The sequence below is a fragment of the Flavobacterium panici genome, from assembly GCF_903819335.1.
Lineage (GTDB): Bacteria > Bacteroidota > Bacteroidia > Flavobacteriales > Flavobacteriaceae > Flavobacterium > Flavobacterium panici.
Genome location: NZ_CAIJDE010000044.1, coordinates 52,642 through 78,992, shown reverse-complemented (window position 1 = coordinate 78,992; position 26,351 = coordinate 52,642). Strand labels below are relative to the sequence as shown.

Below are 26,351 nucleotides of genomic sequence, written 5' to 3'. Positions count from 1 at the left end.
TTTTTTACTTTAGTTTTTTACTTTTTTTTATCATTTTTTTATTAATATTATTTATCAAAATTTGCTACTTATCGCAAATGCGGCTGATCTTTATTTTTTTTTTCTACCTGCGAAACATTCCTATGGAATGATAAAAATTAATCTCTTTAATACCATAAAAAAACTCCTGTAGTGGAACAGGAGTTTTTCGGATTAATATATAATATGTAGTCTGTGGACTTTATTATCCTCGTGTAAGCCAGCCTTTTTTACGAACTGTAATAATTGAGTAAGGTGCAATCCAAAATAATGAAAAGGTATAAAAAACACTATAGGAATAGGCCCAAAATGCTTCGCCTAATGAATATCTTTTTGCATAGAATAAAACTGAAAAGCTTGATACCAGCAATATTCCTAAAAGCGCAGAACTAATGAATAATAATGGATGTACTGCAATAAAATAGATCATGAATATAAAAAACGGATAAGTCATTAATATTCTTATAAACTGTTCTGTATACAAAAGTCTTGCTCCCACTTTAGATTCTTTTCTAAAATCTTTCCAAACATATTTTGCCATCATAATGTTTTCACGAACATTGCTTCTTCCCCATCTTATGAACATTTTGTATAATCCAGTATAATCTTCGGGAACGTTTGTTAAAACATAGGCATTACGCTGAAACAATACATGATGTCCTTGTTTTAAAATCATATTGGTCATGGCACGGTCTTCACCAATGTCTGACGGCTGTCCCATAAAAGTCTGGTCAATCCATTCCGGAAGGCAGGCAAAAACGGCAGTTCTTTTATACGCTGCTAAAGCTCCCGGAGTACAAAGTACAGAACCTAATGCACTTTCGGCAGAACGCATGAATTCAAAACTCATTACAAAACTTACGTTTAGCATTTTTGGTAAAATTGCTTTTTCGTTGTTTAAAACCTGAACGTTTCCTGCAACGGCTCCACATTTTTCGTCAACTACAAAAGGACTTACCAAGTTTCTTAAAGTATCTTTTTTAACGATTGAATCAGAATCAACAGTTACAAAGATTTCTCCTTTTCCTAAATTAAATCCGCGGTATAAAGCGTGACGTTTTCCTTTATTTTGCGGCTGCTGGAAAATAGAAACTCGATCTCCTAATTTTAATTTTGCTTGTTGAATCCAGTACCAGGTATCGTCTTTACTTCCATCGTCGATTGCTAAAAGTTCTAATTTATGAGCCGGAAAATCACTTTCGGCCAGACTCATTAAAGTTTCATAAACTAATTTCCCTTCGTTGTAAGCCGGAACAATTACGGTACAAGTTGGCAGCAATTCATCAGATACAGATTCGATTGGTTTGTATTTGAAATACAGAACTACGTTGTACAAAAACATTCCGCCTTTAAAAAGAAATAAGGCTACGGTAATAGCTAGAAAAATAATTCCTCCCGTTGAGTTTAACCTTTCTAAATGCAGCTGATCAAAATCCGGCTGCAATTGAACAACTAAAAGAGATCCTGCAATTAATAATAAAAATGTTGCGGCAAGAACCATGAAACCAAAAAGGCTTTTGGGTCTTTCTATATGTGTTTTGGTTGAGTTGTTGTTTATTTTAAAAATAGAAGGGCTGATTACTTCGCTGCTGATATCGCCTCCTGTATAAAATTGTTTTGAGATAATTGTTTCGCTTTCCATGTCCTGTTTGTTTGTATTAATTCTCTAAAATGGCTTTTATCAAATGGTCTTTCTTTGCATTTTTCCTTTGCATTTTTCTTAAGTAAACACCAAAAAAATTAAAGAGTGACATGTTCCCAATTTGCAAGCGTTGTGCCATTTAGGTTTTAAGCTGGATTTAAGCGGTTTACGAATTATTACATAAAGTAAGGTGTGTAATAATTTTACACTTTGTAGAATGTTTATACAGTTTTTTGTGTGTAAACAGCAGTAAAATAAGGGATTTTTGAAAGCGCGAAGAAGTGTCGCACAATATAAAAACGCATTCTTAATTCAAAAATTGTATTTGGTTTTGATAGTTTTTATAATTGTAATTTTATTTTAAAAAAAATGAAAACTTTTACTTACAAAAGAACTATGTATCAAATTATTAAGAGAGATTCTTTTCAGATTTTAATTTAAATGAGTTAATTTTATAGGTATATAAGTAATTTTCCTGCGAAAATTAATTTTATCTTAGCACAAAACAATTCATTTTTGTTTCTATTTTTTAAACATTTTATACTGCATGAACCAACAGATTTACAAAATTTTACTTGCTGACGACGACGACGATGACTGCTCTTTTTTTGAAGAAGCTCTTGATGAACTGTCGCTTGCAACAACTCTTGTAACTGTAAATGACGGCGTTCAGTTAATGAATTTTTTAGATGATAATTCTGGAAAGGATCTTCCTGATGTTCTTTTTCTGGATTTAAACATGCCTAAAAAAAATGGATCTGAATGTCTTACAGAAATCAGACGGATTGAAAGATTAAAAGATTTCCCTATTATTATATTTTCAACTTCTCTTGATACCAAAATTGTAGATGTAACCTACGATATGGGCGCTACATTTTATATTCGAAAACCCGGCGATTTTTCAAAACTAAAAACCGTTATTGAAAATGCACTTATCGCAGCTTCTCAAAATAATTTTAAACAGCCTGAAAGAGCGCATTATATAATTCAACCCTAATTTATTTTGAATGAGCCAAGAACATAAGGGACATTATTTTCTAGCCGATGGCGGTGAAATGGGAGTATTAATTCGGTCCAAAGACTGGAGCAAAACTCCTTTAGGTGACCCTGAAAACTGGTCTCAAAGTCTGCGAACCATAACTTCTGTTATGCTCAATAATCCTTTTGGAATGTACATTGCCTGGGGAAAAGATTTTACACAATTATACAATGATGCATTTTTAAAAATTATTGGTTCTGAAAAGCATCCTCAGGCTCTAGGAAATTCTCCCAAAGATACATTCTCGGAAATCTGGAATATTACAGAGCCAATGTTTGAAGAGGCGATGCATGGAAAATCAGTTTCTTTTCCTGATTTTGTTGTTCCTTTAAATAAAAACGGAATTGTAGAAACTTGTTATTTTGATTTTTCTTATTCTCCCATCCGAATTGAAAATGGCGAAGTTGGCGGCGTTTTAGTAACCGTTATTGAAACTACTGCAAAGAAAAAAGAAGTTATAGATCAGGTTGAAGCGCGTTCCAAACTTGAGGAAAGTGAACAAAAAATAAGACAATTGGTTGAAAATGCCCCTTTTCCTATTGCAGTTTATGTGGGAGAAGAAATGCGTATTGAACTCGCTAATGAATCTATTATAAAAGTTTGGGGAAAAGGCCATGATGTAATTGGAAAATCCTATCGCGAAATCTTGCCGGAACTCAACAATCAGTCGGTTTTTGAACAGGTTTTGGGTGTTTTAAAAACGGGAAAATCTTTTCATAATAAAAATGCTCAAATTGATATTACAATAAATAATAAGCTTGAAACTTTTTATTTCAATTATAGTTTTACACCCCTTTTTGATACAAACGGAAATGTCTATGCTGTTATGAATACAGCAGCAGAAGTTACTGATTTGCATCTTGCCTCTAAAAAAATTGAAATTGCAGACAAACGTTTTCGTGATACGGTCAAACAGGCGCCCATTGGGATTACTATTTTACGGGGCCCGGATTATATTGTTGAATCTGCAAATGAAGATTATCTTAAACTGGTTGCACGAGATGAAGAAAGTTTTGTGGGCAGGCCTTTATTTGATTCTCTGCCTGAAGTTAAAGATACGGTAGACTCCTTATTAAAAAATGTTTTAACAACCGGTATTCCTTATCATGGTAATGAAGTTCCCATTCCTTTAAACCGATATGGAAAATTGGGGATTTGGTATTTTGATTTTCTTTATCATCCTTTAAGAGAAGAAAATGGTGAAATTACAGGCATAATTGTCACAGTAACAGAAGTAACAGAAAAAGTCGAAGCCCGTAAAAAAATAGAACAAAACGAAGAACGCTTAAATATTATTGTTGAAGCCAGCGAATTAGGAACCTGGGAATTGAATGTAAAAACAAGGGAACCGCGTTATTCACAAAGATATCTTGAAATTATAGGCGGTTATAAGGAAGAAATTATGTTGTCGCACGAACAATTGTTGCAGCATTTGCATCCGGATGATATGCATATTAGAAACAAAGGTTTCAAAGATGCACTTAGTTTAGGAGCACTTCATTATGAAGTACGTACAATATGGCTAGATAAATCGATTCACTGGATTGAAGGAAGAGGAAAAGTTTTTTACGATGAAAATGGTAATCCGGAGAAATTAATTGGAACAATTAGAGATATTACTCCCGAGAAAAAACACCAGCAGGAAGTAGAACAAAGTGAAAAAAGATTTCGAAATCTCGTGATGCAGTCTCCTGTTCCAAAAGCTATTTTGAAAGGCAGCGAAATGGTTGTTGAAATCGCTAATTTAGCTCTACTTGAAACTATTTGGCATAAAAAAGAAAGTGATGTTCAGGGGAAAAAACTATTTGAAATTTTCCCGGAACTTCTCACTCAAAAATACAGTCAATTATTGAATGAAGTTTTTGCTACGGGAAAAACTCATTCTGAAATTGAATCGCCAATACTTATTAACGGAAATAATGGCGAACAGCTTTTTTATATTGATTTTGAATATGCTCCAATATATGAAACAGACAATAGTGTTTCTGGAATCAGGGCCACAATAATCGATGTAACGGAAAAAGTTGAAACCCGAAAGAAAATTGAAGAAAGTGAAAAACGTTTCCGCTCTTTAACAGAAAGTATTCCGCAGTTAATCTGGGAAACTGATGAAAAAGGAAATGCGTTATTTACTTCTGGAAAATGGGAAGAATATACCGGAATAAAACCTGCGGGAGAAACGGAATGGAAAGCGATGATTCATCCTGATGATTATGAGGAAAATATCAAAATTTGGACGCACAGTTTAGAAACCGGACAGGTTTACAGAACTGATGTAAGGGTTTTAAGAAAAGACGGAAGCTACAGATGGCACGCCGTTATTGGTGAACCTGTTCTGGATGAAAATAATAAAATCATTAAATGGGTTGGTGCTTTTACCGATATTCATACCGAAAAAGCTTTTACACATGAACTTGAGCAGCAAGTTACGGCGAGAACCAAAGAGTTGAGCCAGATGTATGATTCACTTAAAAAAAGCGAAGAACGTTATCATTTAATGGTCGAGGAAGTTCAGGATTATGCGATCTTGTATTTAAATCATAAGGGAATTGTTGAAAACTGGAATGTAGGAGCCGAAAAAATTAAAGGTTATAAAGCACAAGAAATAACCGGAAAACATTTTGGCATTTTTTATACGCCTGAAGATCAAAAAAATAATGTTCCTAATACTTTACTGGAATTAGCAAGAGAAAAAGGCCGTGCAGTGCAGCAAGGTTGGCGTGTACGCAAAAACGGAAGTTTATTTTGGGCTAGTGTTGTAATCACGGCGATTCATAATAAGAACAATGATGTAATTGGTTTTTCGAAAGTTACGCACGACTTAACCGAGAAAAAAAGAGCCGACGATAAAATTAAACTGAACGCGTTAGAACTGGAACAAAAAAATGCTGAACTGGAACACATGAACAAAGAACTTCAGTCTTTTGCTTATATTTCAAGTCATGATTTGCAGGAACCGCTTCGGAAAATCCAAACTTTTGCATCACAGATTCTGGATAAGGAATTTGAAAATTTATCAGATTCCGGAAAAGATAAATTCAAAAGAATGCAAAATGCTGCGAAGCGTATGCAGACTTTAATTAATGATTTGCTTTCGTATTCGAGAACAAATATCCAGGAAAGAATATTTGAAAAAGCGAATCTTTCAAATATAATTGATGAAGTAAGAGAGGATCTTAAAGAAGAACTGGAGCAAAAAAATGCGGTGATTGAAAACAACGATATTGGCGAAATAAATATTATCCCGTTTCAGTTTAGACAGCTGCTTTATAATTTAATCAGCAATTCACTTAAATTTTCAAAACCGGATATTCCGGCCGTAATAAAAATTAACAGCGAAATTGCAAAAGGTTCCCATTTTAAGGTAGATGCTTTAGCTAAAGAAACCCGCTATTGCCATATTACTGTTTCAGACAACGGAATTGGTTTTGAAGCACAATACAGTAAAAAAATCTTTGATGTTTTCCAGCGTTTACACGGAAGGGATCAGTATACCGGAACCGGAATTGGTCTTGCAATCGTAAAAAAAATCGTTGAAAACCATAACGGAATCATTACAGCAAAAGGCGAAAAAAACAAGGGAGCTTCTTTTGATATTTACATTCCGCTGGAATAATTCTTCCCTAAAATTCATAAAAAAAAACGGAAATAACTTTACTAAGTCATTTCCGTTTTTATTCCTGATTCTTCGAATTAGGAATTTACCTTAAAACCAATTTCTTATCTGGTATAAACTGTAATTATACCTGTAGTTTTGTCTTTAATTTTCAGTTCTTTATTAGTAAGGTTCATAATGTCACTCGTTGAACTTACATTACCAACAGTTATTGTTAAATCATTATGAGATCTTACATAAGTTCCTGTAGTTTCTACCAAAGCACAATTCTCACCGCTATAATCACCAATCACTGCTGCGTTACTTACCCTTAGATCTAAATAATCTCTATTGGCAGTACATCCTTCTTGATTTTCCGCTGCATCCACTAATACTTCATTTCCATTTACAATTGTTCCGGTTTTACTTAGATTATATTTTCCTGCTAACGGTACAATTGTTTCTCCTTCATTATCATCGTTACTACAAGACGTAGCAAACATTCCCAAGCTTAAGGCTAATACGAATAATATGTTTTTACTTTTCATGTTGATTTGTTTTTATATTGATTTAATTTAATAATGCTAAATTAAAAGTATAATCTTACATAAATTTCCATGATTTTACGAATATTTTACATAAATCGCATTTTTTTCAAAAAGTCTGTATTCCTCAAGAGATTTATTTTTTTACCACATATTTATGGATGATATAGGGAGTTATTGGTCTTAAAGCTCTGCCGTTTTCCGGATGCATTCCATGGGTATTAAAAAACTCAACACTATCTCCCACCTTAGCGTACCAAACAACAGCTTTTTCATTTTTAAAAAAGGTTGTTGTATCGCAAACCTTAATTCTTCGAAGATCAATAATTCTTTCATCATAAGGTTCAGGCGCGTTAAATGTTCCTATTCCTTCCATTTTCAAATCACAGCTTACTTCTTCATAATGGTCACCAGACCATTGCATGCAATCATTTTTTAGTAAGGTTAAATAAATGATAAAACCTAATCCAGCGAGAACAGCTGCAATTCCTGAATATCTCCATATTCCAATTGGTGGTTTCTTACCGCCAAAAGTTGATGCTGATTCTTGTTTTTGTCCTTCTTGTTTTAATTCTGATTCTGGTTCCTCACTTTGATTTTCTTCTGGCTCTTCAATTTTCTGATCAATAACATTTTCGTTTTTCACCTCATCTATCAAATCATCAGAAGAATTTTGTGGACTAAAAAATTTGGTATCTCTAAGATCATTTATTAATTCTAAATCATCTGGATCAATTTGTTTTCTAAACTTGTTAAAAGGTCTTAATTGAAAATCAACAAGTATAGCCGCAAGATCTACAACTTCCATTTTATCTGGATCAGTTTCTCCTTTAAGAAAAGTTTCAATTGGCCTAAATTGATTTGTATTACTTCTAAATTTATTTTTTGTGTTTAAATCAAAAGGAAATCCTAACAGAGTATTAAAAACTACTTGATCATCTTTAGAAACAGGTTTTGTTTCAAATATTTCCCAACATAATTTATTGAGTTTTCCTCTTGTTGGCGCACTCAGATAAATGTAATCTTCTCCATTTTTTACTTCTTCATACTGTTTTATAACAGCCTTTTTATATAAGTCTTCCAGAGTAATGTTATTCATAAGCTCATGTTTTTTTTTGGAATTTCAAGGAATTTTAAGGAATTCTAAGGATTACAAAAAACTAAATCGGAAATCCCGGAATTCCATATCAATACTGCTCTACAACCGCCGTTACTTTGCTTCAACAAAATTAGTTAGCGCTTTGATCTGCAGGTCAAAAACAAATGTACAAAACTAGTTTATTCAAAAAGTGTGGAAAACCGTAAGACGGAGTTTATCTGGGAAGTATAAATAAAAATCTTACTGTTCTACGCACTTCACTTCCCAAACAAAATTTGGTATTGCACTCAACCAAAAACCCGGAAAAGTTCCGGCCAGCAATGCCTATGTCTAATTTTTAAATTTTAAAAAAATGAAATCATTATATTTATTGGGAGCGTGCGCGCTATTGTCAACTACATTATTTTCTTGTACTGCTGACGAATTTGATACAACGAGTAAAAAAACTGAAATACAAAAAGATGTGGTTCGAGACAGCATACAAGCAAGCGAACCAGATGGTCCTGGTGATGATCCAATTAATCTTCCACCACCAAAAAAATAACAAATAAATTCTGTTATTTTTAATAAATGACTAATTTCGGGGAAAGTAATCTTTATGTTACGATCCCCGTTTTTTTGTTTTTTTATCTTTTTTCTTTTTCTTTCCTGTGAGGAAAAAACAAATGTATTGCTTAAACCCAATAAGAATGAAAAAGAAGCTAAAGCAATACAGCAAAAAGCCACAGAACAATTTCAAAAAAGCAATTACAATAGTGCATTTTACTACTTCAATAAATCAAAAATTACATTTGAAAATTTAAAAGACAGTACCAATGTTGTCTACAATTTAATTCAAATGGGTTATATACAACAAATAAACGGCGATTATTACGGAAGTAAAGAGACATTTACAGAAGCTTTGCCTTTTATTAAAAAAAAGGATATTTACAGTGCTGCAATCAATAATTTCTTCGGAATTGCCGATAAAGAACTTTCCATTTATGATGATGCCATATTTTATTATAATCAGGCAATAAATGACTCAAAAGATGTCGCATCCAAACAATCTCCACTAAACAATATTGCTGTTGTTTATATTAAACAGAAAAAATACGACAAGGCTGTTAAAATTCTGGAAGGAATTTTAGAAACAAAAGCATTCGATAAATTTGTAAAAAGTAAAGCAAGAGTAATTGATAATCTCGGATTTGCCTATTTTAAAAAAGGCTTAAATGAAAAAGGACTTCAACTAATGAATGAAAGTCTTGAGTTAAGAACAAAAGCAGATGATTTATACGGAAGTATTGAAAGCCATCTTCATTTAGTAGAATTTTACGCAAAAACAAACATTCAAAAATCAAATGAAAATGCTAAAAAAGCTTACGAAATTTCTACTAATCTAAATAGTGTTGACGAACGTTTGAAGGCATTATCATTTTTAATTTCTAATGGTTCCGGTACAAAATATGCCCAGCAGTATATTTCAATAAATGACAGCATAATCAAAATTAGAAACAACTTTAAAAACAAGTTTGCTAAAATTAAATACGATTCTAAAAAAGAAAAAGACGAAAATCAAAAACTTCGATTAGAAAAAATAGAAAATGAATTATCACTTCAAAAAGTAAAATACCAAAGAATATTTTTCATAATTGGGATTGTATCGCTTTTCTTTCTATTGTTATATTTAAGGAAGTTTTATCAAAACCGAAACCGAATCGAAAAGATAAAAACCGCGTACGATACCGAAACCAGAATTGCAAAAGACATTCACGATGAACTGGCCAATGATGTTTTTAATACCATAACTTTTACTCAGACGCAGCCGCTGGAAATTCAAAATACAAAAGAAACTTTACTGCAAAAACTCGATCATATTTACAGTCGTGTGCGTGGTATTTCCAGAGAAAATAATGATATCGATACCGGATCAAATTACTCTGACAATTTAAAAGAAATGCTTTCTACCTATAATAGTGACAACACGAATGTTATTATTACTAATATCGAAAAGGTAAATTGGGATTCTATTGAAGATTTAAAAAAGATAGCAATTCAGCGTGTATTACATGAATTAATGGTCAATATGAAAAAGCACAGCGAGGCTCAATTAGTTGTTTTGAAGTTTGAAAATGCTCAAAATACTTTATTGATCGACTATAAAGACAATGGAAAAGGCTGTGAAAAATCAAAAATTATAAAAAATGGTTTACAAAATATGGAAAACCGTATTCTGGCCATAAAAGGAACTATTACTTTTGAAACTGAACCAGATAAAGGTTTTAAAGTAAATATAACAATGCCTAAATAAAAGCCTATGTTTAAAAAAGTAATAATAGCCGAAGATCTTGATGCAATGAACTTAGGAATTCAGCAAGTTTTAAAAGATTTAAATATTGAAGATTTTCAACACTCTAAATTTTGTGACGAAGCGTTTTTAAAAATACGCGCTGCCATTCAGCAAAATGAACCTTATGATTTGTTAATTAGTGATCTTTCGTTTAAAACAGATCATCGTAAATCGGATATTGCTACTGGAGATGAACTGGTTCAAAAAGTTCGCGAGCTGCAGCCCAATATTAAAATTATTGCTTATTCTGTAGAAGATAAAAGTTACCGCATTAAATCTCTTTTTAACAATGCCGAAATTGATGGTTTTGTCCTGAAAGGTTTAAATAGTATCGAAGAGTTAAAAAAAGCAATTAATATTATTTCGACTTCAGATCAGATATTTATTTCTCCCGAAGTTGCATCTGCTTTACAGGAAAAAAACAATTATGAAATTGACGATGTCGATATTAAAATTCTGAAATTTTTATCTGCCGGAACTTCGCAAGATGAAATAATAGAAATTTTTAAAAGCACCGATATCAAACCCAACAGTAAAAGTGCTGTGGAAAAAAGATTGTCTAAACTCAAAGACTTTTTTAAAGCAAATAATACCGTTCATTTGGTTTCCATTACAAAAGATATGGGGATTATTTAATTTCCTTTTTATATTATTATTTTAAGCTCCTTCGGGGGCTTTTTTTATTTCTTAAAATTAAACTTTTCTGATTATGGATTTCCGTAAAATACTGGTTTCAAATAGGTTTAAGTTTGAATTATTAAAATCAAATTTAATATTAATTAAAACCTTTCAATCATGAAAAATTACTATGTAAACAACACTGCTCAATCAAATGGAGATCATGAAGTTCATACTGATGACTGCCGTTACTTTAAAAGTATTGTAAGTAAAAAATATCTTGGACAGTTTTCTAGCTGCAAACCTGCAGTAGTTGAAGCTAAAAAAACTTATTCAAAATCAAATGGCTGCAGAACTTGCTGCAATGATTGTCATACCAGCTAATATTATGGGCTTTCGATTTCAAAAAAGAATAAAACTTGGAGGAGGGCTAGGTTTGAATATTAGCAAATCTGGAATTTCTCCAAGTCTTAGAACAAAAATGGGCACATTTAGCAGAAATGGCTATTCAACAAAAACAGGCATACCAGGAGTTCGATATCAAAATAGTGGATGTCTCGTAATATTTGCCTTTACAGGCTTTCTTGCATTTTTAATTTATCATCTAAAATAATACTAACCATGAAACATAAAAAAATTACAACAATTCTATTTTCACTTCTTGCATTCTTAACATTCACAATTTCTTGTTCCGAATCTTCAGATTCAGGAGATGAAAGCTCAAAATCAGGATCGAGTGCAAATTCAGGTTCAAATTCAAATTGTCCAACTAAAACTTGTGGAGATTTTTCAAGTCGGGCTCAAGCACAGGCAGCTTATAACAGTAACAAAAGCTGTTATAAAAACTTAGATGCTGACGGTGACGGAATCGCATGTGAAAATTTAAAATAAATAACCAAAAACCATGATAACACTAGAACTAAAAAGCCATTTTTTGAGATTATATCAAATGGCATTATCCGATGATCAATTTGATGTATTAGAACTTCAAATGCTGTATCATTTTGCTGATGAAAGAGGAATTCCGAAAGAAGAACTGGATAAACTTTTTCTAAATCCTGTTAATACAGAATTCATTGTTCCTGAATCTTTAAACACAAAAATTGAATATCTGTATGATCTGACCAGAATTATTTGGGCCGATGAAAAAGTTACTGATGATGAACTAAATATGCTTAGAAAGTATTGCAGGAAATTTGATTTTCTGGAAGAAAATATCAATGATTTATCTGATTATCTTATTGGCTGCGTTCAGAAAAACATCGGAAAAGAAGAAATTATTAGTCAACTAAACTCTTAAGTTATGAAAACACTTACCCAATTATTTAGTTTAAAAAAATCTGAGGATTCTTCTTTTAAAATTTTAGAAGAAAATGAAGAAGACAGAGAACAAATTAGAATCACGTACTATCAGAGTGGTTTCGCCGCATCTGTAAAAGCAACCGGAAAACCTATTGTTTTAAAAGCTTGTCTTCAAAACTTATATATGAGTTTTGAAGATCAATGCCGAAAACAAAAAATGGAACAAGACCGATTAAAACAGCCTTATCGTGAAGAACAGGAAAAAAACAGAACGGAGCTGAAAAAATCTGAAGCCGCAATTGGTATTTATGAAAAGAAAGAACAGGATGTCAATGAAAATATTGATCAGATTAAAAATGAAATTATCGAAGTAAAACGCAATCCTGACAAATACGGAATTGAAGAAGGAAAAGGTTTAAAAGCACAATTTTATATTGGTTTGATTCTGCTACTGCCAATTACACTTTATGTTTTGGTATTTTATATTTCAGCCTCTTATTCTGCTTTTTTCAAAGAATTTTCAAATGACAGTTTAACCGCCGCAATTTTTGATGCCGATGCTTTTACAAATGCCTTTAAAGCAAGCTGGCTCGAAGGAGTTTTGGTCGTTACAATTCCGTTTGTTTTTATGGGATTGGGTTATGTAATACACATGGTTCAAAAAGGAAAAGGCTTCAAAAACATACTCAGATTAATTTCCCTTTTTGCCATTACCTTTTTATTTGATTCACTTTTGGCTTACATCATTGAGAAAAAAATATATGAGTTTAACAAAACAACCGAATCTTCGCCATACAATTTAAACATTGCTCTTGGACAGCCAGAATTCTGGATGATCATATTTGCAGGTTTTGTAGTTTATATTATCTGGGGGCTTGTGTTTGATTTTGTCATGAAAGAGTTTGAAAACATTGATAAAATCAGAGCTTTTATTAGAGGAAAAAAAGAAAACTTACTAAACCTTGAAAAATTAAAAGCAGAATACATTAATAAAACCAACGATTTCAAACAGCAGATTGTGACCATTAATGGAAAAATCTCTGAACTTCAATCTAAAATAGATGGTTTTGTTTTTCCTGTAAAAGAATATCTGCACTATCATCATCAATATAAAGAAGGCTGGTTTCAGGCCATTAATACCGAAATTGCTTTACCTCACAAAGAAAAAGTAGAATTACTGGAAGGCTGTGAAAATTTATCTGAAGAACATCTTGGAAAATTAAATTTAGTCGATCCCGATTTTCAACATTTAGTGTATTTTAAAAACTAATATTATGAAAAAAACTATACTAAAAATAGCAATGCCTTTATTATTGATTTTATTTTTTTCATGCAAAGAAGAACCCAAAAAGGAAGAAAAAGAAATCGCCGTTAAAAGTTCTGTTTCAGAAAATTATAACATCAGTATTCTTGTTGATTTATCAGACAGAATAAGCCTTAAAAAAAATCCAAATCCAACAATGGAAATCTATGAGAGAGATTTAGGATATATCAAAACAGTTTCTGAGGCTTTTACACAGCATTTAAAATCAAAAAGAATGAGGCAGATTAATGACAAAATGCAGTTGTTCTTTAATCCGGAGCCTGAAAATCCTGAAATTAATTCTATTTCAAAACAGTTAAGAATTACAGTTGATAAAGACAATGCTTCAAAAGAATTTCTTAATTCTATAAACGATACTTATTCATCAAAAACGGCATCAATTTATGAATCGGCAATTAAAGATGATAAATATATTGGTTCTGATATTTGGAACTTTTTCGACAGCAAAGTACAAGATCAATGTATTGAAAAGGATTATAGAAATATCCTGATTATTTTAACCGACGGGTATATGTTTTATGAAGGAACGCAAATCAAAGATGGAAATTTATCTAATTATTTAACACCGCAGTTAATTAAACAAAATGGTTTAAATACAAACGACTGGCAGAAAAAATTTGAGGATAAAAAATTAGGATTTATTAAGATTGATAAAGATTTATCTAATCTTGAAGTTTTAGTTTTAGGTATAAATCCAAGTAAAAATAATCCATACGAAGAAAAAGTAATTAAGGAATATTGGAGTAAATGGCTTGCCGATATGAAAATAAAACATTTCGAAATTAAAAATGCCGATCTGCCTTCAAACATGGATAAAATCATCAAAGATTTCATTTTAGAAAAAGAATAAAAAACAAAATCTATTTGTTTTAAAGAGGAACTTTATTGTCCTCTTTTTTCTGTTTAAATCAGTTTCATAAAAACTTCTTTTAAAAAATTTACCACATTACGGATTTCCATAATACACTGATTTTTATTGGCTTTACATTTGAATTATTAATTTAAACTACAAACCAATGGAAATGAATATTCAACTAAAATCGTTAGCCGATAAAATAAATCAGCTGAAAAGTAAAATCGAAACAGAAGAATCTACAAAACATGCTTTTGTATTGCCTTTTATACATATTTTGGGTTACGATGCTTTTAATCCGCTAGAAGTTGTTCCTGAATTTACTGCAGATCTCGGCTTAAAAAAAGGAGAAAAAGTAGATTATGCTATTTTTCAAAATGGAGAACCAATTATAATTGTTGAATGCAAAAGCTGGAAAGAAAAGCTAACGGTTCATAATTCGCAGTTGTTTCGTTATTTCCATGTTACAAAAACCCGATTTGCCCTTTTAACCAATGGAATTAATTATCAGTTTTTTACTGATTTAGATGATCAGAATAAAATGGATGAAAAACCATTTTTAGAATTTGACATTTGCAATCTTAAGGAAAATACGATAAACGAAATTGCAAAATTTCATAAAGCCAATTTCGATGTAGATAATATTGTAAGCAATGCCAGTTCATTAAAATACATTAAAGAAATCAAGAAGCTGATTAATGCTGAATTAGAAAGTCCGTCAAACGATTTTACAAAAGTATTTGCCAGTAAAATATACACGGGAAGATTAACTGAAAAAGTGGTGGATGAATTTAAAGATTTGGTTCAAAAATCTGTCAGCCAGTTTATTAATGACAAAATTAATGACCGATTAAATGCTGCTTTAACCAAAGAAACGATTAAACAGCAAGATGAAGAAATTACAATAGTTGAAGACGATAATAAAGTTAATACTACTGAGGAAGAACTTGACGCTTATCGTATAGTAGTGGCTATTTTACGTCGAAAGCTGCCAACCAGCAGAATTGTTCATCGTGATACGCAATCTTATTTTGGAATCTTGCTGGACGACAACAACCGTAAACCTTTGTGCAGACTGCATTTGAACGGAGGTAAAAAATACATCAGCTTATTTAATGATAATAAAACAGAAGCAAAAATTTCTATTTCTTCTATTGACGATATTTATCAATTTGAAAAAGAATTATTAGATACAGCTGCCCTTTACGAAACAGAATAAAAACCCGTATAAGTACTCATTTTAAAGACCATAATTCTAATTAGATTTATCGTTGCTTTAAAAACTATAAAATATTTAAAAATAGGATTTTAAATCTAACCAAATACCACAAAAGCCTATGTCAAAAAACTACTTCATCTTATTTTTATTGTTTACATTTTATTCCTGCGAAAAAGCCTCTGCTCCGCCTCCGCCGCAAATAAATACATTTTATAAACCGGTAATTACAGCAGACGATCGTAAAACAATTACGCCAGAAGAAGCAAAAACATATCATGTAAATAAAACGTATCACTACGAATACCGAACCGGAAATTCTGGAAACTATGAATACAATTATGATGTAAAAGGAATAAATGCAACAGGCGATTCGGTTTTTGGAAATATTAACGTGCAGGGAAAATACGGCGCCGGAATTTTAACGGACACAGTTGCCGAAATAGAAATTAATACTGAATGGATCGCATACGGAAAATTAAAGGCTGTTGATAAAAAAGGAAATGAATACAATTTAATTGTCAAATAAAAACGCACTAATGAAATATACTTTACTCTTATTTTTTGTTTTTTTAACCTCTTTTTCTTCTCCAGATAGCAGTGTTTATATCTGCGGATCAAGCGGGTCGAAAAAATATCATTATAAAGAACATTGCCGGGGCTTATCGTCATGCAGGCAGGAAGTGGTCAAAACTTCACTCAAACAAGCTCAGGGCCTTGGTTTAACACTTTGTGGATGGGAAGATTGATTTATCTTCCCATTTTTTATTTAATTATTTGATAATAATGACTTTACAATAAATTCACATTAGTTTTCGTAATTTGAATAAAACTAATCGTTATGAAATTCTTTAACCTAAATTTTCTGGTATCATTCAAAGAATGGCTTTTTTTAAGAGCTATGCAATCTTCTTTCCTTCATTAATAAGCAGTTTAAAAATAAAGGAAAGTACTATTGAATGAATAAAATTGAAAACTCATTTTTGAACAAAAACCAATTTGGTAAAGATTTCTTGTGGGGTGTTTCTACCGCCGCTTTCCAAATTGAGGGAGCACATGATTCTGACGGAAAAGGTTCTTCTATCTGGGACGTTTTTACTTCTCAAAAAGGGAAAATAAAAAACGGACATCATGCTCTAACCGCCTGCGATTTTTATAATTCTTACCAAAATGATATTGATTTAATAAAGGAATTGAATATTCCGAATTTTAGGTTCTCTATCAGCTGGACGCGAATTATGCCAACGGGAACTCATCCTGTAAATCAAGCCGGAATAGATTATTACAATAAAATTATCGACTCCTTACTTGCATCTGGAATTGAACCCTGGATTACGCTTTACCATTGGGATTTACCGCATGAACTCGAATTAAAAGGAGGCTGGACAAGCCGCGAATCGGTTTCCTGGTTTTCAGAATATGTTGAAGTTTGTGCCCAGTATTTTGGTGATCGTGTAAAAAACTGGATGGTAATTAATGAACCTTCGGTATTTACCGGAGCGGGATATTTTTTAGGTATTCATGCACCTGGAAAAAAGGGAATTACCAATTATCTAAAAGCTATGCATCACGTAACGCTGGCAACAGCTGCGGGTGCGAAAATTTTGCGAAACAAAATTCCGAATGCTAATATTGGAACTACATTTTCGTGTACACATATTGAACCAGCAACAGATAGTCAAAAAGATGTTGAAGCCGCAAAACGTGTCGATACTTTATTAAACCGAACTTTTATCGAGCCAATTTTAGGATTAGGATATCCGCAAAAAGATCTTCCGGTACTTAAAAAGCTTAATAATTATATTTTAGAAGATGATTTAAACAATCTCGATTTCGATTTTGATTTCATCGGATTACAATGTTATACACGTGAAGTTGTAAAATCTTCTATTTTAACTCCTTATATTGGCGCCGAATTAATAAGTGCCGAAAAACGAAATGTAATCTCAACAGATATGGGTTGGGAAGTTTATCCACCAGCATTGTATCACGTTCTGAAAAAATTCAACGAATATAAAGGAATTCGAAAAATTATCATTACTGAAAATGGTGCAGCTTTCCCTGATACTGTTACAAACGGAAAAGTATTCGATATAAAACGTACGCATTATATTCAGGATCATTTAGAACAAATCTTAAAAGCTAAAGAAGAAGGTTTAAATGTGGAGGGCTATTTTGTATGGAGTTTAACCGATAACTTCGAATGGGCTGAAGGTTACAACGCCCGCTTCGGATTAATCCACGTTGATTTCGAAACGCAGAAAAGAACGATCAAAAACTCAGGATTGTGGTTTAAAGATTTTTTATCTTAACCCCTCCTTGATAATTTAACCGCAATCCCGATAGCTATCGGGAGCAAGGTATTTTATTTAAGTATTTTTAGAAACCGCAAAAGTTCGCAAAGCTTTATTTTAAATATTAGCTTTGCAAACTTTGCGATTAATGAAATCTGTATTTATAAGCTTGTTTTAAAATTCCGACATGGATTTTACCATTCGTTTTTAAATGGGCAGTTACCATAATATATCTTTCTTCAGGATATTTTATTTCATAATTAAATACTGTGTCCCTTACTTTTATCTGAAGCTGGTGTTTTCCTTCGTCAGAAACTGGCAAATCAGCTGTTTCATAAGTAGGTAATCCCTTTGCCGCTTTTAAGTTAATATCCTGAACTTTCTCTTTATCCAGAAGCACTTCCAGCTTTAAATTATTTAACTTCATATCTGTAGGCTGCTCAAACGAAACAACAAATTTTTTGCATCCAAAAAGGCAAAAAACGATTAATAACAGTAGAACTTTTTTCATAAAATTAATCTTTATTATTTTATAAATATAAATATTTTTATTGATCTGACTGCTATTTTTCAGTATAACCACGAAAGGTATTTAAATATAAAAAGCCTTTCAGAATTTCTTCTAAAAGGCTTTTCTCTTCAAAAAACAATAAAATTATAACCTTTACAGCTTATAATGTTTCCTTTAAAAGCGCAACGGCTTCTTTCCAGTTATTTACTCTTATATGATGATTTTGATTCACATTATGAAATGCGGTGAACATAATAGGTTTTCCCATACAATAATCTAAATTTTTGCAATGATCATCAATCATATAATCGGTATTGATAATTCTTTTGCTGCCGCATAAAATAATATTATCCCATTTAATAAAAGGAAAATGCTCCGCAAGCCAGGCCATTTTTTCTGAAAGTGAAATAGGAAATTCTGTTGCGGCAGACACAATAAAGATTTCAAAATCTTTATCCAATTCAAGTAAACTTTCAACAGCATCGGGCATTACAGGCAATGTCCTAAAGAAGTTTTCTGAATGCAAAAGTTTATGAATAAAATCTCTTTCTTTAAAAGCAACATCAGAAGTTAATCCTTTAATACTTTCCTTTGATAAAGTAGTTCCGTGAGCTTTATTGTAATGGTCAATTAATTGTGCGTCAATGTCGGCAAGTACACCATCCATGTCTATTGCAATTGTTTTCTTTCTCATTGTAAATTTATTTTGCGGTAAAATTATGCAAAAATTGCAATATATTGCAATTTTTAATTTATTTTTGCAATATAAAACCGCAAGTAAAATGAAAAAGGAAGAGCGTCAACAGGTTATATTAGAATATTTATCTAAAGAACATCGGGTAACATCTATTGAATTAAGTGAATATTTAAGTGTTTCAGAAGATACTATTCGACGTGATTTAAAAGAACTTTCAGATCAGGGACTTTTAAAAGCCGTTCGCGGCGGCGCGGTTGCTCCTTCTCCAATTCCACTGCATTACAGAAAAAGAGAAAAACACGATGTTGAAAATAAAAAGATTATTGCCGAAAAAGCGATTTCCTATCTAAAAGACGGACAAGTTGTTTTTATTGATGGCGGAACAACTTCTGTTGCATTGGTTGCAAGTTTTCCTTACGATTTAAAATTAACCGTTGTTACAAACAGTTTTCCCGTTGCTTTATTAGTGGAAGATTTACCGAATATCGAATTAATTTTTGCCGGAGGATTAATGAGTAAAACTTCTTTTACCACTTCTGGAATTGACACAATAGACTTTTTACGAAATTTTAGGGCAGATGTTTGTATTCTGGGAATTTGCAGTATTCATCACGAGCGCGGTATTACAGGCGTTTTATACGATGATTCTCAAATTAAAAAGAGCATGATTCAGAATTCTAATTTTGTTATCGCGCTGAGTTCTATTGAAAAAGTGGGAACTGCAGAAGCTTATTATATTTCCCCAATTACAGATATTGATGTTTTGGTTACCAACATTTCTCCGGAAGATGAAATTTTAAAAACATATAAAGAAATAGGTTTGACTATTCTTTAAATAACAAACAAAAAAGCCTTTCAGGATTTAACTTCCGAAAGGCTTTTTTTCTACAAATTAACAGGCAATATTATTTCCATCCGCCGCCCAAGTCTCTGTAAACATGAACTGCAGCATTTAATTGTTCTTTTTTAGTATCTATTAATTCTAATTTAGCTTCTAATGCATCTCTTTGAGTCATTAAAACCTCAAAATAATCTACTCTTGCCGATTTAAACAAATCGTTTGAAACATCAATAGATTTATTTAAGGCATCAACTTGCTGCGATTTTAAATCGTAACCTTTTTGAAGATTATCAATTTTAGAAAGCTGAGTTGAAACTTCTAAATACGCATTCAGGATCGTACGATCGTAATTGTACAACGCCTGAAGCTGTCTTGCATTAGCACTAGAAAATTCTGCTTTAATCGCATTTCTGTTAATTAATGGCGCAGCAATATCTCCGGCTAATGAATATAAAATCGATTCAGGAAATGTAAACAAATAGGATGGTTTAAAAGCCTGAACTCCAAAAGCTGCTGAAATATCTAATGAAGGATAAAATTCTGCACGAGCTACTTTTACATCTAGTTTTGCAGCAACTAATTCTAATTCTGCTTGCTTAACATCTGGACGATTTGTTAATAATTGAGATGGAATTCCAGAGTTTACAGCTGCCGGAAGCAAATCTGTAAAATTGGTTTTATCTCTTTTAATATCCTGCGGATAACGTCCTAACAAAAAGTTGATTTTGTTTTCGTTCTCTTTTATTTTCTGCAAAATATCAAACTCTAAACTTTTTGAAGTTAAAACCTCAGCCTGAAATTTCTGAACTCCAAGTTCTGTTGCTCTCGCTGCTTGTTTTTGAATTTTTACAATTTCTAAAGCGTTTGTCTGTAAAGTAATCGTTTGTTTTACAATTTCTAATTGACTGTCTAAAGCTAATAATTCATAATAATTATCAGCGATCTCAGCGATAAGGTTTGTAATTACAAAGTTTTTACCTTCAACAGTTGCTAAATAACGGTTTACGGCTGCTTTTTTAGAATTACGCAGTTTTTTCCAGATATCTACTTCCCAGTTTGCATAAGCTGCAATTGTATAATCCGGTAACGGATCTGGAGTTTCAATTCCTGGTTTAATTTCTGTTGTTGCATCACCCGCACCCTGGCTTGTGTAGCGTCCAACTTTTTCAATTCCTGCACCAGCACGAACGCCAACAGTTGGCAATAAAGCGCCTTTACGAACTCTGATATCATTCTTTGCAATTTCAATTTCCTGCAAAGTCATATTCAGTTCCTGATTGTTTTTTAAGGCAACATCAATCAACTCTACAAGGTTTTGATCCTTAAAGAAATCTTTCCATTTTAAAGTCGATGTATTTGTGGTGTCCTGCGATTTTACGCTTCCAAATGCTTCCGGAACCGGAGTACTTGTACTTGCTGTTTCAGCTGCAGGGGCTTTACATCCTGCCACGGCAAGACATAAACCCAATGCAATACTGTATTGATATAATTTAACTTTATACATGATTGTTATCAATTTCTTCTGTTAATGGATTTTCTTCTTCATGTTTTACCAGTTTGTGTTTCTCAGCAATTTTGGCAAATATGTAATACAAGCCCGGAATTACAAATACTCCGCAAATAGTTCCTATAAGCATACCTCCAGCGGCCGCAGTACCAATGGTTCTGTTACCAATTTTACCCGGACCAGTTGCAAATGCAAGCGGTAATAATCCCGCAATAAACGCAAATGAAGTCATCAAGATAGGACGGAACCTTGCTTTTGCTCCTTCCATCGCAGCTTCTAAAACAGTTCTTCCTGCTGCGTGTCTTTGTATCGCAAACTCTACAATCAATACGGCATTTTTACCTAATAAACCAATAAGCATTACCATGGCAACCTGCGCATAAATGTTGTTTTCTAATCCTGCAACTTTCAATAAAAGGAAAGCTCCAAAAATACCCGCAGGTAAAGAAAGAATTACAGATAATGGTAAAATAAAACTTTCATACTGAGCTGCTAATACCAGATAAACGAATCCTAAACAGATTAAGAATACCCAAATTGCCTGATTACCTTGTGCAACCTCATCGGCAGAAATACCTGCCCAGTCAATATCATAACCTCTAGGTAATTTTTTAGCTGCTATTTCCTGAATGATTTTAATAGCTGTACCAGAACTGTATCCCGGAGCTGGCCCACCACTAATCTCTGTAGAAGTGTACATGTTATGTCTCGTAATTTCCGAAAGTCCGTATACTTTTTCTAACTTCATAAAAGCAGAGAAAGGAACCATTTCATCACGATTATTTTTCACGTATAATTTCAGGATATCATCTGGCTGTGCACGATATTCCGGTGCTGCCTGAACGATTACTTTGTAGTTAATACCGTATTTAATGAAACTGATCTCGTAGTTACTTCCCACAAGAGTTGACAAAGTGTTCATGGCGTTTTCAATAGAAACTCCTTTTTGCTGTGCCAAATCATTATCAACTTTCATCATGTATTGAGGGAAACTCGCACTAAAGAAACTGAATACATTAGATAATTCCGGACGTTTGTTCAATTCTTCAACAAATTCTTTATTAACTTCTTCCAGTTTTTTGAAATCTGTAGTACCTGTTTTATCTAGTAAACGAAGCTCAAATCCTCCTGCAGCTCCATATCCTGGTACCGCCGGCGGTTGGAAAAACTCAATATTTGCACCTGCAATATCTTTTGATTTTTCTTCCAGTTCCGTCATAATTTCCTGAACCGATTGTTTACGATCGTTCCAGTCTTCTAAGTTGATCAAACAAGTTCCCGCGTTTGATCCTGTACCTTCTGTCAAAATTTCATAACCCGCCAATGCAGATACTGATTTTACACCTTCTACAGTTTCTGATATTTTTTGAAGTTTCAAGGCAACATCATTTGTTCTTTCTAATGATGAACCCGGAGGCGTTTGAATAATAGCATAAAACATTCCCTGATCCTCATTCGGAATAAACCCAGAAGGAACTGTGCTGCTGATTAACCATGTTCCGGCACAGAAACCAAGAAGTGCGATAATTGTAACAGCTCTTCTGTTTACGATTTTACCTAATACATTTTGGTATTTACCTTGTGCAAGGTTGAACTTGTTGTTAAAACCATCAATAAATATATTTACAGGAGTTCTCTTTTTAGGTTTACCGTGATTGTTTTTCAACATCATTGCACAAAGTGCCGGTGTCAAAGTCAATGCCACAATACCAGAAAGAATAATCGCTGTTGCCATTGTAATCGAGAACTGTCTGTAGAAAACTCCAACAGGACCAGACATAAACGCAACCGGAATAAATACAGCCGCCATCAAGAAGGTAATCGCAATAATTGCCCCTGCAATTTCGTGCATTGCTTTTTTAGTCGCTTTTAATGGCGAAAGATGTTCTTCTTCCATCTTGGCGTGAACGGCTTCGATTACCACAATCGCATCATCGACGACGACCCCAATTGCTAATACTAAAGCAAACAACGTAATTAAGTTCAATGAAATATCAAAGAATGTCATGAACACAAATGTTCCAACTAATGAAACGGGTACCGCAATTGCCGGAATTACCGTAGAACGCCAGTCTCCTAAGAAAAGGAAAACTACTATACCAACTAAAATAAAAGCTTCAACAAGCGTGTGAATTACTTTTTCGATAGAAGCATCAAGGAATTTAGAAACGTCATAAGAGATTTCATAATTCATTCCTTTTGGGAATTTTTGCTTGATTTTTTCCAGTTTAGCTTTTACATCTTCAATAACCTGATTCGCATTACTTCCAAAAGATTGTTTTAATACAATCGCTGCAGAAGGCTTTCCGTTCAAGTTAGAATAGATATCATACATCGAGCTTCCAAATTCAACATTTGCAATATCTTTCAAACGCAAAAGTTCTCCGTTAGCATTCGATCTTACCACAATATTTCCATATTGTTCTTTTGTTGTAAAACGTCCAGAATATTTCAATACATATTCAAATGCCTGAGAACGTTTACCAGAACTTTCTCCCGTTTTACCTGGCGAAGCCTCCAAACTTTGACTTGATAATGCTTCCATTACTTCATCAGCAGAAATTTTATACGCTAACATACGGTCTGGTTTCAACCAAATACGCATTGCATATTCACGTGTTCCTAAGATATCTCCGGAACCAACTCCATTTACCCTTTTTAATTCAGATAATACGTTGATATCAGCATAGTTGTACAAGAACTTCATGTCGGTATTTTTGTCCGTACTATAAAGGTTCACGTACATTAACATACTCGGAACTTCTCGTGTAATCTTAATACCTTCTCTAATTACTAAAGGAGGAAGTTTATTAGTTACCGAAGCCACACGGTTTTGAACGTTAATCGCTGCCTGATTAGGATCTGTTCCTAAGTTAAATACAACCTGAATACTTGCTTCACCATCATTTCCGGCATCAGAAGTCATATATTTCATTCCAGGAACACCGTTTAACGCTCTTTCCAACGGAATTACAACAGATTTAATCATAAGCTCTCCATTCGATCCAGGGTAATCCGCAGTAACGTTTACCATTGGAGGAGAAATCGAAGGGAATTGGGTAATTGGTAAATTCAATACCGACAATACTCCTAAAAAGACAATAATCAGCGATATCACTATCGACAATACGGGTCTTTGAATAAATTTATTAAACATTTTTATATTTTTTTAATGATTAAACTTATTTGAAGTTTAAAAAAGGGTTTCAAGTTTCAAGTTTAAGGTTTCAGGTTTTCAGTGCGTAAACTTGAAACATGAAACATGAAACAACTAAAACAAAAACTTACTCCGCTTTTAAGCGCAGGTTATTAATTACCTTTTTAGGAGACTCAAATTCGTATTTGATTTTGTCATTTTCTTTTACTTTCTGAACACCTTCAAGTAAGATTTTATCATTTTCATTAAGTCCTGTTTTAATCACATACAAATCAGGGATTTCACCTGTAATAGTGATTTCTTTTGAACTTACTTTATCATTTTTATCAACTATAAAAACATATTTTTTATCCTGAATTTCGTAAGTTGCTTTTTGCGGAATTACGATTGCATTTTTAAGAGGAACCATCATTTGAACTTGTCCAGTTTCTCCGTTTCTAAGCAATTTTGCCGAATTTGGGAATCTTGCTCTAAAAGCAATATTTCCAGTTTCATTGTCAAATTCACTTTCGATAACTTCTACATTTCCTTTTTCTTTAAAAGTATCTCCATTTGCTAAAACCAAATTCACTTTGTTTCCGGCACGATCCTTAATATTGGTTTGATACTGAAGATATTCTGGTTCAGAAACGTTGAAGTAAGCAAACATTTGACTGTTGTCTGAAAGGCTTGTCAATAATTCGCCTTCGTCGATAAGACTTCCTAATTTCAAAGGAATTCTGTCGATTGTTCCGTCAAACGGAGCTCTGATTTCTGTGAATGACAAATGAAGTTTTGCTAATGCAACTTCTGCTTTTGCAGATTGCAATTTTGCCTGAGCAACGCTCAATTCGTTTTTAGAAACGATATTTTTATCTGCCAGTAATTTAGCGTTTTGGAGTTCAATTTCTACTGATTTTTGTTCAGCCTGTGCTTTCAATAATTCTGCCTGATACATGTTTGGCATAATTCTGAACAATAATTGCCCTGCTTTTACAAACTGTCCTTCATCAACATAAATGTTTTGTAAAAATCCTTTTTCCTGGGCGCGGATTTCGATATTTCGAACAGACTTAATCTGCGAAACGTATTGTTTTGTAAATGAAGTATCAATTCTTACCGGATTTGTAACCGTGAATTTTTCTACTTCTTCTTTTTCTTCCTTTTTAGATGTACAGCTAGTTAGGCACACTAGGGCAAACAAGCCCGTGAACACGATAATTTTTTTCATGATTTAGTTTGGAAATTAAGCGATTGAATGCTTGGAATAATGATTTCTTTAGATGATAAAATGCATCAGCCAGCCTGAAGTCAGAACTTAATTTTCATATAAGCAGAAGTAAAAAAAATATACATCAACGAGATATGGAGATCACGACTTAGGTAACCGATGTATACTGTAAAATCAAATTCTTAATACTCGTTGAGTAATGTAGATAGGATTTGAATGCCCTAAAGAAGGCGTAAAAATTTTAAAACGATTGGAATCATTCGCAGCAGACTGATCTGAAAGTGCCAGATACAAATTGTCTACTAAGCTGTACGAAGCAGCAAAAAGCTTATTCGTAAGTAAAGCATCATCATTTCCTAACAGATCTTCTTCAAGATCAACATCGGCATCTTCAATTATAGAAGTTCCACGATCCTGGCTCGTGAATTTAACTCTGTGTTTCTGTGAAAGATTATGATGATGAGAAAAAGTATTTGCATTAAGATATTGGCCTCCGCCTAGCAGAAGCAAATTCATGAATACTAAAAATACTATTAACTTTCTCATTTGGG

24 protein-coding genes are annotated in these 26,351 nt (G+C 32.9%); 15 read left to right on the top strand and 9 right to left on the bottom strand.

Annotation, left to right across the window (positions count from 1 at the left end; genetic code table 11):
- Window positions 1–223 precede the first annotated feature (223 nt).
- Window positions 224–1,660, bottom strand: a complete 1,437-nt coding sequence (locus FLAPXU55_RS12900) for a glycosyltransferase (RefSeq protein WP_180858101.1) — start codon at window positions 1,658–1,660, stop codon at window positions 224–226.
- A 547-nt stretch (window positions 1,661–2,207) separates the two neighbouring features.
- Between FLAPXU55_RS12900 and FLAPXU55_RS12895 the strand changes: the two genes are divergently transcribed.
- Complete coding sequence (locus FLAPXU55_RS12895; protein ID WP_053473950.1) at window positions 2,208–2,657, top strand: response regulator; 450 nt, start codon at window positions 2,208–2,210, stop codon at window positions 2,655–2,657.
- A 10-nt stretch (window positions 2,658–2,667) separates the two neighbouring features.
- Complete coding sequence (locus FLAPXU55_RS12890; RefSeq protein ID WP_180858099.1) at window positions 2,668–6,315, top strand: PAS domain-containing sensor histidine kinase; 3,648 nt, start codon at window positions 2,668–2,670, stop codon at window positions 6,313–6,315.
- Between the two features lie 104 nt (window positions 6,316–6,419).
- On the opposite strand, the gene FLAPXU55_RS12885 is transcribed toward FLAPXU55_RS12890, so the two are convergent.
- Window positions 6,420–6,797, bottom strand: coding sequence for a lipocalin family protein (locus tag FLAPXU55_RS12885; RefSeq protein ID WP_235992044.1), 378 nt, complete (start codon window positions 6,795–6,797; stop codon window positions 6,420–6,422).
- A 178-nt stretch (window positions 6,798–6,975) separates the two neighbouring features.
- Window positions 6,976–7,938 (bottom strand): hypothetical protein, encoded by a 963-nt coding sequence (locus FLAPXU55_RS12880; RefSeq protein ID WP_053473947.1) that lies wholly within the window; start codon window positions 7,936–7,938, stop codon window positions 6,976–6,978.
- Between the two features lie 352 nt (window positions 7,939–8,290).
- Between FLAPXU55_RS12880 and FLAPXU55_RS12875 the strand changes: the two genes are divergently transcribed.
- The 12 genes from FLAPXU55_RS12875 (at window position 8,291) to FLAPXU55_RS12820 (ending at window position 17,895) form a co-directional block, all read left to right on the top strand.
- Window positions 8,291–8,482: a hypothetical protein gene (locus FLAPXU55_RS12875; RefSeq protein WP_053473946.1), complete on the top strand. Its 192-nt coding sequence runs from the start codon at window positions 8,291–8,293 to the stop codon at window positions 8,480–8,482.
- Between the two features lie 54 nt (window positions 8,483–8,536).
- Entirely contained in the window at window positions 8,537–10,231 is a 1,695-nt protein-coding gene (locus tag FLAPXU55_RS12870) for a tetratricopeptide repeat-containing sensor histidine kinase (RefSeq protein ID WP_180858097.1), read from the top strand.
- A gap of 6 nt (window positions 10,232–10,237) precedes the next feature.
- Window positions 10,238–10,906, top strand: a complete 669-nt coding sequence (locus FLAPXU55_RS12865) for a response regulator (protein WP_053473944.1) — start codon at window positions 10,238–10,240, stop codon at window positions 10,904–10,906.
- A 159-nt stretch (window positions 10,907–11,065) separates the two neighbouring features.
- Window positions 11,066–11,272 carry a hypothetical protein gene (locus FLAPXU55_RS12860; RefSeq protein ID WP_180858095.1) on the top strand — a complete coding sequence of 69 codons (207 nt, stop codon included), beginning with the start codon at window positions 11,066–11,068 and terminating at the stop codon, window positions 11,270–11,272.
- On the top strand, window positions 11,232–11,501 hold the full coding sequence (locus tag FLAPXU55_RS12855; protein ID WP_180858093.1) for a DUF4236 domain-containing protein: 270 nt from the start codon (window positions 11,232–11,234) through the stop codon (window positions 11,499–11,501). The genes FLAPXU55_RS12860 and FLAPXU55_RS12855 overlap by 41 nt, the downstream gene beginning before the upstream one ends.
- A gap of 8 nt (window positions 11,502–11,509) precedes the next feature.
- Window positions 11,510–11,779 carry an excalibur calcium-binding domain-containing protein gene (locus FLAPXU55_RS12850; protein ID WP_180858091.1) on the top strand — a complete coding sequence of 90 codons (270 nt, stop codon included), beginning with the start codon at window positions 11,510–11,512 and terminating at the stop codon, window positions 11,777–11,779.
- 13 nt (window positions 11,780–11,792) lie between these two features.
- The gene (locus FLAPXU55_RS12845; RefSeq protein WP_180858089.1) at window positions 11,793–12,188 is read left to right on the top strand and encodes a tellurite resistance TerB family protein; all 396 of its coding nucleotides are present in this window, start codon (window positions 11,793–11,795) and stop codon (window positions 12,186–12,188) included.
- A 3-nt stretch (window positions 12,189–12,191) separates the two neighbouring features.
- Entirely contained in the window at window positions 12,192–13,460 is a 1,269-nt protein-coding gene (locus FLAPXU55_RS12840) for an ABC transporter permease (RefSeq protein ID WP_180858087.1), read from the top strand.
- 4 nt (window positions 13,461–13,464) lie between these two features.
- Window positions 13,465–14,364: a hypothetical protein gene (locus tag FLAPXU55_RS12835; RefSeq protein WP_180858085.1), complete on the top strand. Its 900-nt coding sequence runs from the start codon at window positions 13,465–13,467 to the stop codon at window positions 14,362–14,364.
- 166 nt (window positions 14,365–14,530) lie between these two features.
- A complete protein-coding gene (locus tag FLAPXU55_RS12830) occupies window positions 14,531–15,586 on the top strand; it encodes a type I restriction endonuclease (protein ID WP_180858083.1) in 1,056 nt (351 codons plus the stop codon).
- 118 nt (window positions 15,587–15,704) lie between these two features.
- The gene (locus tag FLAPXU55_RS12825; protein WP_053473935.1) at window positions 15,705–16,112 is read left to right on the top strand and encodes a hypothetical protein; all 408 of its coding nucleotides are present in this window, start codon (window positions 15,705–15,707) and stop codon (window positions 16,110–16,112) included.
- A 430-nt stretch (window positions 16,113–16,542) separates the two neighbouring features.
- On the top strand, window positions 16,543–17,895 hold the full coding sequence (locus FLAPXU55_RS12820; protein WP_180858081.1) for a GH1 family beta-glucosidase: 1,353 nt from the start codon (window positions 16,543–16,545) through the stop codon (window positions 17,893–17,895).
- 127 nt (window positions 17,896–18,022) lie between these two features.
- Here FLAPXU55_RS12820 and FLAPXU55_RS12815 read toward each other — a convergent pair whose 3' ends face one another.
- Both FLAPXU55_RS12815 and FLAPXU55_RS12810 read right to left on the bottom strand, forming a co-directional pair.
- Window positions 18,023–18,388: a hypothetical protein gene (locus FLAPXU55_RS12815; RefSeq protein WP_180858079.1), complete on the bottom strand. Its 366-nt coding sequence runs from the start codon at window positions 18,386–18,388 to the stop codon at window positions 18,023–18,025.
- A 160-nt stretch (window positions 18,389–18,548) separates the two neighbouring features.
- Window positions 18,549–19,082: a 5' nucleotidase, NT5C type gene (locus FLAPXU55_RS12810; RefSeq protein ID WP_180858077.1), complete on the bottom strand. Its 534-nt coding sequence runs from the start codon at window positions 19,080–19,082 to the stop codon at window positions 18,549–18,551.
- A gap of 88 nt (window positions 19,083–19,170) precedes the next feature.
- On the opposite strand from FLAPXU55_RS12810, the gene FLAPXU55_RS12805 reads away from it, so the two are divergent.
- Window positions 19,171–19,920 (top strand): DeoR/GlpR family DNA-binding transcription regulator, encoded by a 750-nt coding sequence (locus FLAPXU55_RS12805; protein WP_235992043.1) that lies wholly within the window; start codon window positions 19,171–19,173, stop codon window positions 19,918–19,920.
- A 70-nt stretch (window positions 19,921–19,990) separates the two neighbouring features.
- On the opposite strand, the gene FLAPXU55_RS12800 is transcribed toward FLAPXU55_RS12805, so the two are convergent.
- The 4 genes from FLAPXU55_RS12800 to FLAPXU55_RS12785 form a co-directional block, all read right to left on the bottom strand.
- Entirely contained in the window at window positions 19,991–21,430 is a 1,440-nt protein-coding gene (locus FLAPXU55_RS12800; RefSeq protein ID WP_180858073.1) for a TolC family protein, read from the bottom strand.
- The gene (locus FLAPXU55_RS12795) at window positions 21,423–24,590 is read right to left on the bottom strand and encodes an efflux RND transporter permease subunit (protein ID WP_180858071.1); all 3,168 of its coding nucleotides are present in this window, start codon (window positions 24,588–24,590) and stop codon (window positions 21,423–21,425) included. Before FLAPXU55_RS12795 ends, FLAPXU55_RS12800 begins: the two co-directional genes overlap by 8 nt.
- A 127-nt stretch (window positions 24,591–24,717) precedes the next feature.
- On the bottom strand, window positions 24,718–25,800 hold the full coding sequence (locus tag FLAPXU55_RS12790) for an efflux RND transporter periplasmic adaptor subunit (protein WP_180858069.1): 1,083 nt from the start codon (window positions 25,798–25,800) through the stop codon (window positions 24,718–24,720).
- A 174-nt stretch (window positions 25,801–25,974) separates the two neighbouring features.
- Window positions 25,975–26,346 (bottom strand): hypothetical protein, encoded by a 372-nt coding sequence (locus tag FLAPXU55_RS12785; protein WP_053473928.1) that lies wholly within the window; start codon window positions 26,344–26,346, stop codon window positions 25,975–25,977.
- Between the last annotated feature and the right edge of the window lie 5 nt (window positions 26,347–26,351).